The 15802-nt window shown below is 66.5% G+C and carries 16 protein-coding genes and 1 other RNA gene; 2 read left to right on the forward strand and 15 right to left on the reverse strand.

Features of this window, described 5'->3' with window-relative positions; genetic code table 11:
• Nucleotides 1–24: 24 nt before the first annotated feature.
• Complete coding sequence (gene dnaX / locus NCCP691_RS19490; RefSeq protein ID WP_220810239.1) at nucleotides 25–1902, reverse strand: DNA polymerase III subunit gamma/tau; 1878 nt, start codon at nucleotides 1900–1902, stop codon at nucleotides 25–27.
• Nucleotides 1903–1972: 70 nt separating this feature from the next.
• On the opposite strand from dnaX, the gene NCCP691_RS19495 reads away from it, so the two are divergent.
• On the forward strand, nucleotides 1973–3613 hold the full coding sequence (locus tag NCCP691_RS19495; RefSeq protein ID WP_220810240.1) for an isovaleryl-CoA dehydrogenase: 1641 nt from the start codon (nucleotides 1973–1975) through the stop codon (nucleotides 3611–3613).
• Nucleotides 3614–3653: 40 nt separating this feature from the next.
• On the opposite strand, the gene ffs is transcribed toward NCCP691_RS19495, so the two are convergent.
• Nucleotides 3654–3752: signal recognition particle sRNA small type (ffs, locus tag NCCP691_RS19500), an RNA gene on the reverse strand.
• A 44-nt stretch (nucleotides 3753–3796) separates the two neighbouring features.
• On the reverse strand, nucleotides 3797–5281 hold the full coding sequence (gene ubiD / locus NCCP691_RS19505) for a 4-hydroxy-3-polyprenylbenzoate decarboxylase (RefSeq protein ID WP_220810241.1): 1485 nt from the start codon (nucleotides 5279–5281) through the stop codon (nucleotides 3797–3799).
• Between the two features lie 471 nt (nucleotides 5282–5752).
• Here ubiD and NCCP691_RS19510 point away from each other — a divergent pair, with 471 nt between their 5' ends.
• Nucleotides 5753–6682 (forward strand): lytic transglycosylase domain-containing protein, encoded by a 930-nt coding sequence (locus NCCP691_RS19510; RefSeq protein ID WP_220810242.1) that lies wholly within the window; start codon nucleotides 5753–5755, stop codon nucleotides 6680–6682.
• Nucleotides 6683–6726: 44 nt separating this feature from the next.
• Here NCCP691_RS19510 and NCCP691_RS19515 read toward each other — a convergent pair whose 3' ends face one another.
• The 12 genes from NCCP691_RS19515 to nrdR form a co-directional block, all read right to left on the reverse strand.
• Entirely contained in the window at nucleotides 6727–7896 is a 1170-nt protein-coding gene (locus NCCP691_RS19515; RefSeq protein WP_220810243.1) for a pyridoxal phosphate-dependent aminotransferase, read from the reverse strand.
• A gap of 55 nt (nucleotides 7897–7951) precedes the next feature.
• On the reverse strand, nucleotides 7952–8422 hold the full coding sequence (nusB, locus tag NCCP691_RS19520; RefSeq protein ID WP_220810244.1) for a transcription antitermination factor NusB: 471 nt from the start codon (nucleotides 8420–8422) through the stop codon (nucleotides 7952–7954).
• A gap of 3 nt (nucleotides 8423–8425) precedes the next feature.
• Entirely contained in the window at nucleotides 8426–8911 is a 486-nt protein-coding gene (gene ribH / locus NCCP691_RS19525) for a 6,7-dimethyl-8-ribityllumazine synthase (RefSeq protein ID WP_220810245.1), read from the reverse strand.
• A gap of 106 nt (nucleotides 8912–9017) precedes the next feature.
• A complete protein-coding gene (gene ribBA / locus NCCP691_RS19530; RefSeq protein WP_220810246.1) occupies nucleotides 9018–10130 on the reverse strand; it encodes a bifunctional 3,4-dihydroxy-2-butanone-4-phosphate synthase/GTP cyclohydrolase II in 1113 nt (370 codons plus the stop codon).
• A 77-nt stretch (nucleotides 10131–10207) separates the two neighbouring features.
• Entirely contained in the window at nucleotides 10208–10831 is a 624-nt protein-coding gene (locus NCCP691_RS19535; RefSeq protein WP_220810247.1) for a riboflavin synthase, read from the reverse strand.
• A 12-nt stretch (nucleotides 10832–10843) separates the two neighbouring features.
• Entirely contained in the window at nucleotides 10844–11935 is a 1092-nt protein-coding gene (gene ribD / locus NCCP691_RS19540; protein WP_373870374.1) for a bifunctional diaminohydroxyphosphoribosylaminopyrimidine deaminase/5-amino-6-(5-phosphoribosylamino)uracil reductase RibD, read from the reverse strand.
• Between the two features lie 102 nt (nucleotides 11936–12037).
• Complete coding sequence (locus NCCP691_RS19545) at nucleotides 12038–12583, reverse strand: GspH/FimT family protein (protein WP_238482513.1); 546 nt, start codon at nucleotides 12581–12583, stop codon at nucleotides 12038–12040.
• Entirely contained in the window at nucleotides 12580–13014 is a 435-nt protein-coding gene (locus tag NCCP691_RS19550; protein ID WP_220810249.1) for a type IV pilin protein, read from the reverse strand. Before NCCP691_RS19550 ends, NCCP691_RS19545 begins: the two co-directional genes overlap by 4 nt.
• 13 nt (nucleotides 13015–13027) lie before the next feature.
• Nucleotides 13028–13687 carry a pilus assembly protein gene (locus tag NCCP691_RS19555; protein WP_220810250.1) on the reverse strand — a complete coding sequence of 220 codons (660 nt, stop codon included), beginning with the start codon at nucleotides 13685–13687 and terminating at the stop codon, nucleotides 13028–13030.
• Nucleotides 13684–14643: a PilW family protein gene (locus NCCP691_RS19560; protein WP_373870375.1), complete on the reverse strand. Its 960-nt coding sequence runs from the start codon at nucleotides 14641–14643 to the stop codon at nucleotides 13684–13686. Before NCCP691_RS19560 ends, NCCP691_RS19555 begins: the two co-directional genes overlap by 4 nt.
• The gene (gene pilV / locus NCCP691_RS19565) at nucleotides 14568–15110 is read right to left on the reverse strand and encodes a type IV pilus modification protein PilV (RefSeq protein ID WP_220810252.1); all 543 of its coding nucleotides are present in this window, start codon (nucleotides 15108–15110) and stop codon (nucleotides 14568–14570) included. Before pilV ends, NCCP691_RS19560 begins: the two co-directional genes overlap by 76 nt.
• 113 nt (nucleotides 15111–15223) lie before the next feature.
• A complete protein-coding gene (gene nrdR / locus NCCP691_RS19570) occupies nucleotides 15224–15694 on the reverse strand; it encodes a transcriptional regulator NrdR (protein ID WP_220810253.1) in 471 nt (156 codons plus the stop codon).
• Between the last annotated feature and the right edge of the window lie 108 nt (nucleotides 15695–15802).

The following is a 15802-nucleotide window of genomic DNA, read 5'->3' on the forward strand; positions in this document are numbered from 1 at the left end:
GCTCCTGGTGTGAGTGTTGTTCGGTCACGCCGGCTTGATCGAGCCGGGTACGATGGTGGCGCCGAATTCGCGCATCAGCGCCTGCACGAAGGGGTCGCCCTGCATGTGCTGCTCCGCCTCGCGCTGGCGCGCCTCGCGTTCGGCGACCGCCGCAGCGTTGGCGGTCTGCCGCACGGCGCCGATCTCCGTCTCGACCCGCGCCGGTTTGCCGAAATGCTCGGTCAGCGCGGCCGCGAGCTTGTCTACCGCGCCCGCGGTACGCAGGGTGTCGACCGGGATGCGCAGCTTGAAAAGCACGCTGCCGCCATCCTCGCACTGCAGCAGCTCGCTCTGCTGCGCCAGCTGCTGCACCACCCCTCGCAGGGGCAGCGAAGCGGCCAGCGCGGGCCAGTCGCCGTTCCAGCCGAGCGACGGCACGGGCACCGGCGCCGACGGCGGTGCGGCGACTGCCGGCGCGGGCGCCGGCGGCCGTTCGGACACCGCGACTTCGTCATCTACGACGGGCGCGGCGGCACGGAATTCAGTTTTTTTTTGAGCCGCCGGCTCCGCCGGTTCAGGCATCGCGCGCTCGCGCGGCGGCGGCACTTCGTCGTCCCAAGGCGGCGGCGCGGGCGGCATCGCCGGCCGTGCGGGCGCGGACGCCGCCTTGCCGCTGCGCGCCGCTTCGAGTGCGGCACGGGCCGGGCTCATGCCGCCGGCGGGACGGGACGGCGCCGGGGCGGCGGACGCAGCCGGCGCCGCCACCGCGGCAGGCATGCTCGCCGCGCGCGGTGCAGGCGCGGGAGCCGCCGCGGCGGGACGCGCCTCGGCGCCGCCGACACCCGGGCGGAAAGCCAGCATGCGCAGCAATGTCATCGAAAAGCCGGCGTATTCATCCGGCGCCAGGCTCAAGTCGTTACGCCCGTGCACCGCGATCTGGTAGAACAGCTGCACTTCTTCCGGCTCGAACTGGCCGCCCAGACGCAGAATGTCTTCGCGTTCCGGCAGGTCGCCCGGCAGCGCCGAGGGGACGGTCTGCGCGAGCGCGATCCGGTGCAGCAGCGTGCCGAGGTCCTGCAGCGCCGCGTTGTAGGACAGGCTGCGCGTCGCCATCTCGTCGGCCACGCCGAGCAGCGCCGCGCCATCCCGGGCGGCGAGCGCGTCGAGCACCCGCACCAGGTAGGACTGGTCGAGCGCGCCCAGCATGCCCTGCACCGCTTCCAGCGTCACCGTGCCGGCCGCATACGCGATCGCCTGGTCCGTCAGGGACAGCGCATCGCGCATGGAGCCATGCGCGGCCTGCGCCAGCAAGCGCAGCGCGGGCGGATCGAAGGCGATCTGTTCCTGGCCGAGAATGTTTTCCAGGTGCCCGACGATGTGGCCGGGCGGCATCTGCTTCAGGTTGAACTGCAGGCAGCGCGACAGCACGGTGACCGGAATTTTCTGCGGGTCCGTGGTCGCGAGAATGAATTTCACATGCTCCGGCGGTTCCTCCAGCGTCTTGAGCATGGAATTGAACGCGTGGTTGGTCAGCATGTGCACTTCGTCGATCATGTAGACCTTGAAGCGGGCATTCGACGGCGCATAGATCGCCTGCTCCAGCAGCTGCGCCATTTCATCGACGCCACGATTGGACGCGGCGTCCATTTCTATGTAGTCAACAAAGCGCCCCGCATCGATCGCGACGCAGGCTTCGCACACGCCGCAGGGCTTCGCGGTGATGCCGGTTTCGCAATTGAGCGACTTGGCCAGGATGCGCGACAGCGTCGTCTTGCCGACGCCGCGGGTGCCCGTGAACAGATAGGCGTGATGCAGCCGTTGCTGGTCCAGCGCATGCGTGAGCGCCCGCACGACGTGCTCCTGCCCGACGAGCGTTTCAAAGCTCTTTGGGCGATACTTGCGGGCGAGGACTTGATAAGACATGGTGGAACCGGGTTTTGGTCGTCCCGGCATTTTACCTGAGCTGCCAACAGAGAACGAGGAGATGTCCGCGATGCAATGGCCGACCCACGAGGTGAGCAACCAGGTGCCGGAGCTTTCCGGCTACAACCTTTATGAGACCGATGTCGCGCTCACCGCGGCCGTGCGCCGCGAAGCCGCCTGGCATGAGGCCGACCTGAAGCGCTTCGGCGCCGAACTCGGCCGCAAGGAGATATTGCAGCTCGGCGAACTCGCCAATCGCCACCTGCCCGAACTCAGCACCCACGACCGCGTCGGCAACCGCATCGACCAGGTCGGGTTCCATCCAAGCTGGCACCAGCTGCTCGGCCTGCTGCGCAGGGAAGGCTTGCACGCGCTGCCCTGGACCGACCCGCGACCCGGTGCCCACGTCGCGCGCGCGGCCGGCTATTTCCTGCAATCCCAGGTCGAATCCGGCTCACTCTGTCCGACCACCATGACCTTTGCCGCGATCCCGGTCCTGCAGAACGAGCCTGCGCTGTTCGCCACCCTGCGCGACAAGCTCTACTCGCGCGAACATGATCCGCGCGATCTTCCGCTGGCGGAGAAGCGCTCGATCCTGATCGGCATGGGCATGACCGAAAAGCAGGGCGGCTCCGATGTGCGCACCAACGCCACCGTCGCCCGCCCCCTCAATGGCGAGGGCCGGGGCGCGACCTATGCCCTCACCGGCCACAAATGGTTTTTCTCGGCCCCGATGTGCGACGCCCACCTCGTGCTGGCGCGCACCGACAACGGCCTGTCCTGCTTCTTCGTGCCCCGCTGGCGCCCGGACGGCAGCAAGAACGCGGTGCTGGTGCAGCGTCTCAAGGACAAGATGGGCAACCGCTCCAATTCCAGCAGCGAGGTGGAGTTTCAGGATGCGTGGGGCGTGATGGTCGGCGACGACGGCCGCGGCGTCCCCACCATCATCGAGATGGCCAACTACACGCGCCTCGACTGCGTGATCGGCAGCGCCGGCCTGATGCGCCAGGCATTCGTCCAGGCCGCGCATCATGCTCGCCACCGGGTGGCCTTCGGCCGGCACCTGGCGGAACAGCCGCTGATGCGCAACGTGCTCTCCGACCTCGCGCTGGAGAGCGAGGCCGCTACCCTGCTGATGCTGCGCCTGGCACAATCGTTCGGCCATCCGTCGGACCGGCTCGAGCGCGCCTGGCGCCGCATACTGACGCCGGCGGCCAAGTTCTGGATCTGCAAGCGGGCGCTCGAATTCACCGGCGAATGCATGGAAGTCTGGGGCGGCAACGGCTATGTCGAGACAGGCCCGATGGCCCGCTTCTACCGCGAGGCGCCGGTCAACTCGATCTGGGAAGGCTCGGGCAATGTGATGTGCCTCGACGTGCTGCGGGCGATCGAGCGCGAGGGCGACGGCCTCATGCTGCTGCTGCAGCATATGGAAGAGCCCGCGCGCCGCCATGCCGGCCTGGCCGCGATGATCGACGGCCTGAAGCAGGACCTCGCCATGCCGCCCGATCAGCGCGAGATGCTGGCCCGGCGCTTCGTCCAGAAACTCGTGCTCGCCGCTCAGGCCACGCTGATGCTGCAACATGCGCCCGAAGCGATCGCAGACGCCTTCATCCGCAGCCGCGCCGACGCCGCCTGCGGCCGCGTCTACGGCACGCTGGCATCAGCCGGCGTGCAGCAGGACATTCTGCGCCGCGCCTGGCCCGAATGAGCAGGCAATCAGGGGAAGAAATTCAAGGGAAGAAAAAGGAAGGGGCGAGCCTTGTCTGCGGCACTTGCGGGAAATGACTGTGGCTGCTTCGTTCCCGACCTGACCAGGTTGGCCATACCGCAATGCGCAGGGGCCCGCCGAGCGCAATTCTACCAGCAAAGCGCCCCGGCGGCCTGAAAAGAATCAGATGCCGAGCGATTCCCAGATGCCGTCCACCCGCGCCTTCACCTCGGGCGTCATGGCGATCGCCGTGCCCCACTCGCGGCTGGTTTCCCCCGGCCACTTGTTGGTCGCATCGATGCCCATCTTGCTGCCCAGTCCGCTGACCGGCGAGGCGAAGTCGAGATAGTCGATCGGCGTGTTGTCGACCAGGGTCGTGTCCCGGCTCGGATCGACCCGCGTGGTGATCGCCCAGATCACTTCCTTCCAGTCGCGGATGTCGACGTCCTCGTCGACCACCACGATGAACTTGGTGTACATGAACTGCCGCAGGAAACTCCACACGCCGAACATCACCCGCTTGGCGTGCCCGGGATAGGCCTTCTTCATCTGCACCACCGCCATCCGGTAGCTGCAGCCTTCGGGTGGCAGGTAGAAGTCGGTGATCTCGGTGAACTGCTTCTGCAGCAGCGGAATGAACACTTCGTTGAGCGCCACGCCGAGTATCGCGGGCTCGTCCGGCGGCTTGCCGGTATAGGTGGAGTGATAGATGGGATCGCGCCGCATCGTGATGCGGTCGATGGTGAATACCGGGAACCAGTCCTGCTCGTTGTAATAGCCGGTATGGTCGCCGTACGGCCCTTCGAGCGCATGTTCATAGCCGCTCGGATGATTTTCGTCAGGGTAGATATGCCCTTCCAGCACGATCTCGGCCGACGCCGGCACGCGCAGCTCGCTGCCGATCGCCTTCACCAGCTCGGTCCGGCTGCCGCGCAGCAGCCCGGCGAACTGGTATTCCGACAGGCTGTCCGGCACCGGCGTCACCGCGCCGAGTATGGTGGCCGGATCGGCGCCGAGCGCGACCGCCACCGGGTAAGGCTTGCCGCGATTGACGAGCGCGTGCTCGCGGAAATCGAGCGCGCCGCCACGGTGGGCGAGCCAGCGCATGATCACCTTGTTGCGACCGAGGACCTGCTGGCGGTAGATCCCGAGGTTCTGCCGCTTCTTGTGCGGGCCCTTGGTAATCACGAGGCCCCAGGTGATCAGCGGCGCGACGTCGCCCGGCCAGCAGTGCTGGATGGGCAGCCTGCCCAGATCCACCTCATTTCCCTCCCACACCACATCCTGGCAGGGGGCCGAGCGATGCTCGCGCGGCGCCATGTCCCACAACGACTTGAGCATGCTGCCAAGGCCGAGCACGTCGCGCAAACCCTTCGGCGGCTCCGGCTCCTTGAGCATGGCCAGCAGCTGGCCGATCTTGCGCAGCTCGCCGATGTCTTCCGCTCCCATGCCGAGCGCGACGCGCCGCGTGGTGCCGAACAGGTTGCCGAGCACCGGGATGCGGTGCCCCTGTGGCTGATCGAAGACCAGCGCGGGTCCGGCCGCCCGCAGCGTGCGGTCGCAGATTTCGGTCATTTCCAGGTGCGTGGATACGGGAACCGATACGTGTTTGAGTTCGCCCAGTCGTTCGAGCTGGGCCAGGAAGTCCCGCAGATCCAGATATCTCATGATTTTTAACAAAGTTTGTGCTTGGGGCAGGTTTATACAATGTTCTGCCAAGTCGTTGATTCTATTGATTAACTAGTGCGACGCAGCAAGGAAGTGAGATTTAAAAGTAATAAAGAACGTGATTGATAGTATTGACTCGATATAAACCCGCCCCTAAAATTCGCCCAACTTGAAGAGCACGCCGCCGGACAGTACCGGGCAGGACAACAGAGTGCTCTTCTTTCACGGGATGTCGGGGTCCCACATGACATTTTAAGGAGTGTTTTCAAGAGGCTTCCGCCTCACCCCCCGAAACGCAGTCTGCCACTATACCGGCGCCCAACAGCCCGCAGCCGGAAGGCAGACGAATCCGACGCCTGGAATGCGCACCGCGCGCGAGAGACCAGGCGAATGTTTAGATTCACGGCATGCACAAAGGTCTATGGACACCTTCGTGGGCTTTTCGCTTGCCTTGAGTTTTCAGGAGGTTCAATGATCAATCGCTTGTCCCGGGTGACGCTTGCCCGTACACAGAGCGCTGCCGGCCGTACAGCCGCCTGGACGATCTTCGTCCGCGACACGCTGAGCGGCTTCGTCACGACCGCGCGCCACCTGCTGATGGTGCTCGGCATTACCGCTCTCGCCGCCCTGACGCTGATGTTCGTGCAACCGCAATTTGCCGACCGCCTGAAGGCCGTCTCGCCTTTCGCTCAGCCCCAGGCGGCGAACGAGGAACAGTCCCGGGACGACCCGGCCTTCGCGATGCAGGCCCAGGCGCTCGACACCGCGCCGGCCGCGCTGGCCGTCCCCGTATCCACGGATAAGGCGTTCGCCGGCGACGCGCGGCAGCAGCAGTGGGTAACCAACTGGCTCTCGCGGCGCTACCGCGTCGCCGCCGACGCGACCAACATGCTGGTGTCGGCCGCCTATCTGACTGCGAGCGAAATCAAGCTCGATCCCTTGCTGATCCTGTCGGTCATGGCCATCGAATCCGGTTTCAATCCTTTCGCCGAAAGCCCGGTGGGCGCGCAGGGACTGATGCAGGTGATGTCCAAGGTCCATCACGACAAGTTCGAAGAACTCGGCGGCGTCAAGGCGGCGCTCAATCCGGTCGCCAACATCCGGGTCGGTTCGCAGATCCTGAAGGACTATGTGACGCGCGGCGGCTCGGTCGAGGCCGGCCTCAAGCTGTATGTCGGCGCCGGCGCGATGGAGTCGGATTCGGGCTATGGCGCCAAGGTGCTGGCGGAGTACCGCCGCCTGAAGGATGTCGCGATGGGCAAGAAGGTGCCGGTCAACGGATCCGCCGTCGTTGCCGCTCCCGCCAAGCCACGCGCCGAGCCCAAGCCGCTTCAGGCGGAGGACGACAGCAACGGCTCATCCCCGGAGCTGAACCAGGCCGACAAGGTCGCCGCACTCTGATCTGGCCAGTATCAACAATAAAAAAAGGAGCTTCGGCTCCTTTTTTATTTGCGCTCCCCGAAGTACCGATGCAGCCTCGCGACGGCTTCCTCCAGCTTTTCGTATGCGGTGGCATAGGACACGCGGATGTAGCTGTGTGCCGTGGCGGGCCCGAAGTCGAGTCCCGGCACCAGCACCACCCCTGCCTCACTGAGCATGTCGCGCGTCAGGCGGTCCGCGTCGTCGGCGAGCGGCGTGCAATCCGCATACACGTAGAAGGCCCCGTCCGGCGTCACCGGCACGCGGAAACCGAGTTCGCGCAAGGCCGGCACGATGTAGTCCCGGCGGCGCCTGAACTCCGCCTTGCGCTCCTCGAACAGCGCGATCGATGCCGGCTCGAAGCAGGCGACCCCGGCATGCTGGGCGACGCTCGACGCGCAGATGAACAGGTTCTGCGCGAGCTTCTCCACCTGCGGCACCAGCTGCTCGGGCAGCACCAGCCAGCCGAGACGCCAGCCGGTCATGTTGAAGTACTTCGAGAAGCTGTTGATGACGATGACGTCATCGCCGAGCGAGAGCGCGGAGAATGGCGCGCCGTCGTAGCTCAGTCCCTGGTAGATCTCGTCGACGATGGTGAAGCCCTGCTTCTCCCGCACCGCGTCCACGATGCGCGCCAGCTCGTCATGGGCGATCGAAGTGCCGGTCGGATTGGAAGGCGACGCCAGCAGTACGCCACGCGTCGCCGGGCTCCAGTGCTCGCGCACCATCGCCTCGGACAGCTGGAAGCGCTGCGCGGGGCCGCTCGGCACCAGCTTCGCCCTGCCCTCGAACGCGGCGACGAAATGCCGGTTGCACGGATAGGACGGATCCGGCATCAGCACCTCGGAACCTGGTTCGACCAGCGCGGCGCAGGCCAGCAGCAGTGCGGCCGAGGCGCCGGCGGTGATCACGATGCGGGAGGCGGGCACGGTCAGTCCATATACCCGCCGATAGTGTTCGGATATCGCCTCGCGCAACGCCGGGATGCCGGTCGCGGCGGTGTACTGCAGGCGGCCGTCCTGCATCGCCCGTATGGCGGCCTCGATGACCAGCGGCGCCGCGGTGAAGTCGGGCTCGCCGATGCCCATGTGGATGATGGAGCGGCCTTGCCGTTCCAGTTCGGTCGCCATCTTCGCCAGCTCCATCACATGGAAGGGGGCGATGTTGGCCAGACGGGATGCCAGGACAGGATTCATGTGAGGGAAAGGCGGCGGCGCGGGCTGTCCGCGCCGGTTCTTGCGGATGCGGTGATCAGCGTTTTTTCGCGTCGTCGACTTCGACTTCGCGCACCTGGGCGGCGAAACGGTCAAGCACGCCATTGACGTATTTATGGCCGTCGATGCCGCCAAAGGACTTGGTCAGCTCCACCGCCTCGTTGATCACCACCTTGTACGGGATCTCGATGTGGTTGCGCAACTCGTAGGCGCCTATCAGCAGCGCCGCGTGCTCGACCGGCGACAGCTGGTCGAGCGGACGGTCGATCAGCGGCTTGAGCCCCTCGCGCAGCGCGGGGGCCTGCCCGATGGCGCCGTGCAGCAGGGTCTGGAAATGCTCGCTGTCGGCCTTGTCGAAACCATGCGCTTCGCGGATGTGGGCGTCGATCGCGCCCGAGTCTTCATTGTTCAGCAGCCACTGGTACAGACCCTGCAGCGCGAACTCGCGCGCCCGGTGACGCGGCGTGCGGTTCTTGCTCGGATTGGCGTGGACGGTCTTTGCGTTCATTGCTTACTCTTCTTCCGTTGCTTCGGCCAGTTCTTCCAGCGCAAGCGCCAGGTTGGCCATTTCGATGGCCACGCGCGCGGCGTCGGCGCCCTTCTCCGCCATCCGCGCTTCGGCCTGCTCGTCCGTATCGGTGGTCAGCACGGCGTTGGCGATCGGAATGCCGAAGTCGAGGCCGACCCGGGTAATGCCGGCGCCGGACTCGTTGGATACGAGCTCGAAGTGATAGGTTTCGCCGCGGATGACGGCACCGATCGCAATCAGCGAGTCGAACTGCTCGGTCTCGGCCATCTTCTGCAGCGCGAACGGAATCTCTAGCGCGCCGGGCACGGTGACGTGGAGCACGTCCTCGTCGGCGACGCCGAGCCGCTTCAGCTCGGCCAGGCATGACGACAGCAGGCCGTGGCAGACGTCTTCGTTGAAGCGCGCCTGCACGATGCCGACACGCAAGCCCTGGCCGTCCAGGTTGCTGGTATAGGTTCCAACGGTCATGGTTATTCCTCCACGCGCTCAGCGCTCAATGACCGCGCGCCTGCCTCATGCAGATCGCGCGGTCGTTCTTGTCAGGTTGGCCGGACCCGGAGGCCCGGTGTTCGAATCAGTTCTCCGGGTGGGCCTGGTAGCCCGTGACCTCGAGGTCGAAGCCGGTCATCGACGGCATCTTCCGCGGGCTGGCCAGCAGCTTCATCTTGCCCACGCCGAGGTCTTTCAGAATCTGGGCGCCGATGCCGTAGGTTCGCAGGTCCATGCGCGCCGCGCGCGGCACGGGCGGCTGTTCGGGCGCGTTGAGCGCATTGAACTGCGCGAACATCTGGTCCGCCGATTCCTCGCAGTTGAGCAGCACCATCGCGCCGCGCTCGCCCGCCTTGATCGCCGCCATTGCCGATGCGATGTTCCAGGAATGGGTGGTGACCTTGGTTTCGAGCAGATCGAGAATGGACACCGGCTGATGCACCCGCACCAGGGTTTCGTTCTCGGGCGTCAGGTCGCCGTGCACCAACGCCAGGTGCGCGCCGCCGCTCGGCTTGTCGCGATAGGCGATGGCGCGGAACGGCCCGTGCACCGTCTGCATCGTGCGTTCGGCGACCCGCTCGACGATGCTTTCGTTCTGGCTGCGATAGTGGATCAGGTCGGCGATGGTGCCGATCTTCAGGCCGTGTTCGCGCGCGAACTCGATCAGGTCGGGCAGGCGCGCCATGGTGCCGTCGTCCTTCATGATTTCGCAGATCACCGCCGCCGGTTCGAGGCCCGCCAGTTCGGCGAAGTCGCAACCGGCCTCGGTATGCCCGGCGCGCATCAGCACGCCGCCCTTCTGTGCCTTGAGCGGGAAGATGTGGCCGGGCTGCACCAGGTCGGACGGCCTGGCGTTGCGCGCCACCGCCACCTGCACGGTGCGCGCGCGGTCGGCCGCCGAAATCCCGGTGCTGACGCCTTCGGCGGCCTCGATCGAGACCGTGAAGGCCGTGCCGTGCGCGGTACCGTTGCGGGCGGTCATCATGGGCAGGTTCAACTGGTTGCAACGCTCTTCGGTGAGCGTCAGGCAGATCAGGCCGCGGCCGTACTTGGCCATGAAATTGATGGCTTCCGGCGTGACGAACTCGGCGGCAAGCACCAGGTCGCCTTCGTTTTCGCGGTCCTCTTCGTCGACCAGGATGACCATGCGGCCAGCCCGCATTTCGGCGACGATCTCTTGGGTTGTTGAAATTGCCATGACTAGAATCCTATGTAGCCCGCCATTCTAATGGATTTGGCTGGGCCGCGACTTTCATTTCCGAAACTTCCCGGCGCTCAGGCGCCTGCCTTGTCCATGCCGAGCATGCGCTCGACATAACGCGCAATCAGGTCGATCTCCAGGTTCACGCGGCTGCCCGCATGCAGGTGCTTGAGGGTGGTCACGGCGACCGTATGCGGGATCAGGTTGATCGAGAATTCGCAGCCGGCGGCCGTGTCGGATACGCGGTTGACCGTCAGCGAGACACCGTTGACGACGATGGAGCCCTTGTAGGCAAGGTATTTCGCCAGGTCTTTCGGCGCCTCGATCACGAGTTCCATGGACTCGCCGACCGGGTCAAAGCGTTTCACCAGGCCGAGGCCATCGACATGGCCGGAGACCAGGTGCCCGCCGAGGCGGTCGGCAAGCGTCAGGGCTTTTTCCAGGTTCACCTCGCCCGGCGCATCGAGGCCGGCGGTGCGGTTGAGGCTCTCGCGCGAAACCTCGACGCTGAAACCGTCCTCCCGCTTGGCGATGACGGTCATGCAGGCGCCGTTGATGGCGATCGAGTCGCCGAGGGCGACATCGCCGAGCGACAGTCCGCCGGCATGGATCTCGAGGCGCACGCCGGCGTCCGGGCTGCTGCCGAGGGGAGTGATGGAAGTGATGGCGCCGACCGCGGCGACGATACCGGTGAACATGGGAAAACGTCCTCAGATGAAACGGGCAAGGATACGCAAATCGGGACCGATCTGCTCGACCTGGTGGAAGCTCAGCCGCCGCCGCTGACCGAGATCGTCGAGCGCGGGCAAGGCGAACATGCCCTGGGCGTCGCCGAGCAGGCTGGGTGCGAGATATACCAGCAGCTCGTCGACGCAGTTCTCGCGGATCAGCGAGCCGTTGAGCTTGAAGCCGGCCTCCACGTGCAGCTCGTTGACCTGGCGCCGGCCGAGCTCTTCCATCAGCGCCGCCAGATCGACCTTGCCATGCGCATTGGGCAGCACGATCACTTCGGCGCCGCGCTCGCGCAGCAGCGATTCCTTCTGCGGATCGGGCCGCGCGGCCACCACCAGGGTGCCGCCTCCCGCGAGCACCCTGGCGGCCGGGTCGATCTGCAGGCCGCTGTCGACCACGACGCGCAGCGGCTGGCGCGGCGTTTCCACCGCGCGCACGTTGAGCTGCGGATCATCGAGCTGCACCGTGCCGATCCCGGTCAGGATGGCGCAGGCCCGGGCCCGCCACGCGTGGCCGTCGTCGCGTGCCTGGGACGAGGTGATCCATTGGCTCCGTCCGTTGTGCAGGCTGGTGCCGCCGTCCAGGCTGGCGGCGGTTTTCAGGCGCACCCAAGGACGGCCCCGCTGCATGCGGGAGAGGAAGCCGATGTTCATCTCGCGCGCTTCATCTTCGAGCACGCCGCTCGTGACCTGTATGCCGGCGGCCTGCAACCTTGCCAGCCCCTGGCCCGCGACCAGCGGATTGGGATCGCGCAGGGCGGCCACGACACGTCCGATGCCGGCCCGGATGAGGGCGTCGGCGCAGGGCGGCGTACGGCCGAAATGGCTGCAGGGCTCCAGCGTCACATAGGCGGTTGCCCCGCGCACATCATGTCCCCGGCGGACGGCATCGGCCATGGCCTGTATTTCGGCGTGGGCTTGCCCCGGCGGCTGGGTGAAACCTTCGCCTATCACCTGTCCGTCCCTGACGATCACGCATCCGACGCGCGGATTGGGCGTGGTGGTGTACATGCCCCTGGCTGCCCACTGCAGCGCAAGCGCCATGGCGGCAGCGTCGTCTCTGATCTGCACTCTGTATCCCGTTCAATTGCCTGCCGCATCGCGGCACAGGGCCACATTCTAGCCCGGATATGGGCCGGCTCCGACGCGTGGACAAGCATGCGCCCCTCCCGCTCAGCAACTGTCACTGCCCGCGGCCGGCGTGCAAAGCCTCGGCCTGCCGAGCATGTTGAGGACGATGTGGCGGCGCTGCCCGCCGACGCGGAAACGCAGGGTGCCGAATTGCGGCTGCTGCGGGCTGGCGTCGGTGCGGCTGCGCCCGGTCGGATGGTAGGCTAGGTAGTGGAGACTGCGGTCGAGCAGCCCCGATTCGATCTGCAGCAGGCCGGACATCGCCGGCTGTCGCAACAGGATGTCGTCGCCCGCGTCCGCGATACGGTTCCGGTTGCGGTCGACGAACACTGTCCAGCCATTGCGCCAGTCATTGTCGATGGCCGCGAGATCGACCCGCTCGCCGCGATGGATTGCTTCCGAGCGCGCAAGCTGAATCGCGGTCATGAATTCGGCGGCGGCTACCCGAACGCGCCGCGCGTCGACGACATCGCGCATCGACGGGTATGCAACGCCGGCCAGTATGGCGACGACGGCCACCACCACCATCAGCTCCACCAGCGTAAAGCCCCCGGATTCTGTTTGTGCGGCATCCATCATCGCCGTCACTGCCAGCAAGCCGCATGCTCCGGAGACCGGACGCCCTGGCTGTTGAGGGTCAGGGTGCCGCACACGGGATCGCGGAACGCACTGTCGACCGCCGCACTGCCTGGCACCGCAACCAGCTCCACGCAGGCGGCAAGCGACTGTTCGCCGCATGGACGGGCACTGATCTCGTGCGAACTGCGGCGGGGGTCGGCGGCCGAGTGCCAGCGCAGCCGTTCCGGATTGTCGTCGCGGGAAAACGCGAGATAGCGATTGCGGCGCGAATACAGCCGCTCCTGCTGCTGCATGGTCTCCATCAGCGCCGAGACGGCCTCCACCCGCTTGCTGCGCACCACATACGCGGCATAGGAAGGCCAGGCCAGCGCCGCGAGGAGGATGACGATCGCCAACACGATCATCACCTCGACCAGGGTGAAGCCCGTCCTTCCGGTCATGCCCCTCGGGGCCTCAGTGTTCGTTCTGCTCATCGCTGCTCCAGTCGGTCAGTTCACGCCAGGCGAGCCGCTCGCCTCCCTGGCCGGCGCCAGCGATGCGGAACCAGGCCTGCAGGATCACGTGTGCGCCGGCTCGCGGGCCGAATCCGATCGCGGTGATGCGAAAGCGTCTTTCCCTCCGGCCGGGCGGCCCGCCTTCCAGCACTTCGATCAGATAGTGCGGCGGCTGTATCGGCAGCGGCCCTTCGCCGTGCGGAAAGTGGCGGCCGGTAAAGCGGCCATACGGCACGCCGGGGCAGCCGGCTTCGCCGTCCCGCAGCCACGAGCGGAGCGATGGCGGCACGGTGTCCGTCGGCGAGGGCCGGCACACGCCCAGAAGCGGGTCGTCAACTGCATCCACGCACGTCCCCGGGGCGAGATCGGCCACGGTCCGTCCCGCCAGCACCTCGTGCCGCGGCGCCTGTCCGGACTGCATTATTTCAGTCTGGGCATCGAGCAGCGCGGCTTCCGCCGCCCGCAGCGCCTGCTGCCGGTCGCGGTCGTTGCGCGAAGCCTTTTCGGCGAGCAGCGCGTTGCGGGCCCCTGCCAGCGCCAGCAGCAGGACGATGACCAGCATCATCAGCACCACCGCGAGCGACAGGCCGCGCTGCGTCGCGAACAGGGAAGTCCTCATCGCACCCTCCCCGCTTCCGCGTTGCGCAGATAGACGGTTGCCTGAACCACCCTGCGCATGCGCGCGCCGCTCTGTCCGGAGAGCTCGGCCTCGCTCAGGCGTACCCCGGCGTCGTCGGATGCATGCTCCGCGCCATAGGCCGGCCCGAACAGGTCATGAACCTCGTCGACTCGCGTGGCCTCGCCGCGCGACTGGCCGCGCAGCAGCATGGCGATGCGGATCATGACCACCTGTCTCCAGGCTGCGGTCGCATCCGGCGGCCCAAGAGCCGCCGCGCTGAGGAGGCGGTCGGGCAGGCCATCCCCGTCGCCGTCGATGCCATACAGGACCTGGAATCCCTCGACGCCGGCGACGATGGCATCCGCATTCCACCCATGCTCGCCCTCGTATTTGCAATAGAGCTGGGGCTCGCCCTCGGCGTCGCGCGCGACATAGAAAATGCTCCAGCTCGCACGCGCCTCGCCGGCGGCAGTGCCACGGAAGCCCGCGCAGTTGGGAACGGCGAATGGTCCGGACGCGGCGTGGCGGATCGCCAGCACGTCGCTTGCGTTGACCCCGGAGGGCTGCGGATCGGCTATGCCTTCGCTGTTGCGCGCCAGGCTCGCCGCATCGATGCCGAGTACGGCGGCTGAAGCCGGCGGAGCGGCGGCATCGTCCGGGGCAGCGAAACCGGCATGCCGCACCGTCCTGGCGAGCACCTCCAGTGCGAAGCGAGCGTTTTCGTCGAGCCGAAGCAGGTCGTCCTGAACCGCGTGGCTGCGCTGCACGGACAGGAGAAGCGAAGTCGCGGCCAGCACCACGATCAGCCCCACGAGCAGGGATACCATCAGTTCGACGAGGGACAGACCCGCCGCGCGCGAACGACAAGGCAGCCGCCCGTTCATGGCGAGGGAAACACAGGCTGCACAAGCAAGGGGCGGATGCGCGCGCCGGGCGAATCCTGCCGCGAGCGCCATCCAATCTTGACCACGAGCGGCGCGACCGCGGCGCCCTCGCCTTCCGCGCAGGACCAGTCCGCCGCCTGCCGGTCCGGGTCCCAGGGAACGGCGTCGCGACAGACGAGGATGCGGCCTTCCGGAAGCGTCTCGCGCGCCCGTCTCGCGAGGTCCTGCATCTCGTATGCCGCCAGTTGCGCCGGCGTACAGGACGCCGCATGGCAGGGCACGGCGGTGATCTCGCGGCCGGCCGCCGCATCGAAGGCGAACCGGGCGAAGCCGTTGTCGGCGCGGCCGTGAAAGGCATGCAGATGTTCCGCCAGGTCGGCGGCGATGCGTGCGGCCGCGGACTGCAGGGCGGCTTCATGCGCGGCGCGCAGCGCGCGCCACTGCAGGGCCGCGGCGCCAACCACGGCCAGGGCGAGCACCATGACCGCGACGAGCACCTCCGTCAGCGAAACGCCGGACTGTTTTTCTGTCAACCGCATGCTGCGCCTCCTCGCGCGAGATGCCCCGGGCCTGCCGCACCCGGGCATAGTTAACTTTCAGACAATCTCCGGCTTGCAAAAAAGGCCCCGATCGAGGCCTTGCTGGTGCCCGCTTATTTGTGCGGGCTTTTTCGTTCGCGTCCGACTTCGGCGATCGCGTCCTGGAATTCCGCCACGTCCTCGAAGCTCTTGTAGACCGAGGCGAAGCGGATGTAGGCGATCTTGTCGAGCCGCTTCAGTTCACGCATGACGAGTTCGCCGATATGTCCGGACACCACCTCGCGTGCGCCGCTCGAAAGCAGCTTTTCCTCTATCCGCTGGATCGCGCCATCGACCGCTTCCGCCGACACCGGACGCTTGCGCAGCGCGAGCATCAGGCTGCCGCGGAGTTTCGCCGGGTCGTAGTCGGTGCGGCTGCCGTTCTTCTTCACGACCACCGGCATCGACAGTTCAATGCGTTCATAAGTCGTGAAGCGCTTGTCGCAGTGCGAGCAACGCCGGCGGCGGCGTATGGTGTCACCCTCTTCCGAGACCCGGGTGTCGATGACCTGGGTATCGCCGTGATGACAGAACGGACATTTCATGGCGGTGGCGCGCTTTGCGGTGAACGATGAATGCGGGCTTTGCCGCGGCGAACTTGATATTCAGGCAATTCTGTTCGCAGACGACAAAAAATTCAAGCCGTGCACGCG

The organism is Noviherbaspirillum aridicola (genome assembly GCF_019656455.1).
Lineage (GTDB): Bacteria > Pseudomonadota > Gammaproteobacteria > Burkholderiales > Burkholderiaceae_D > Noviherbaspirillum > Noviherbaspirillum aridicola.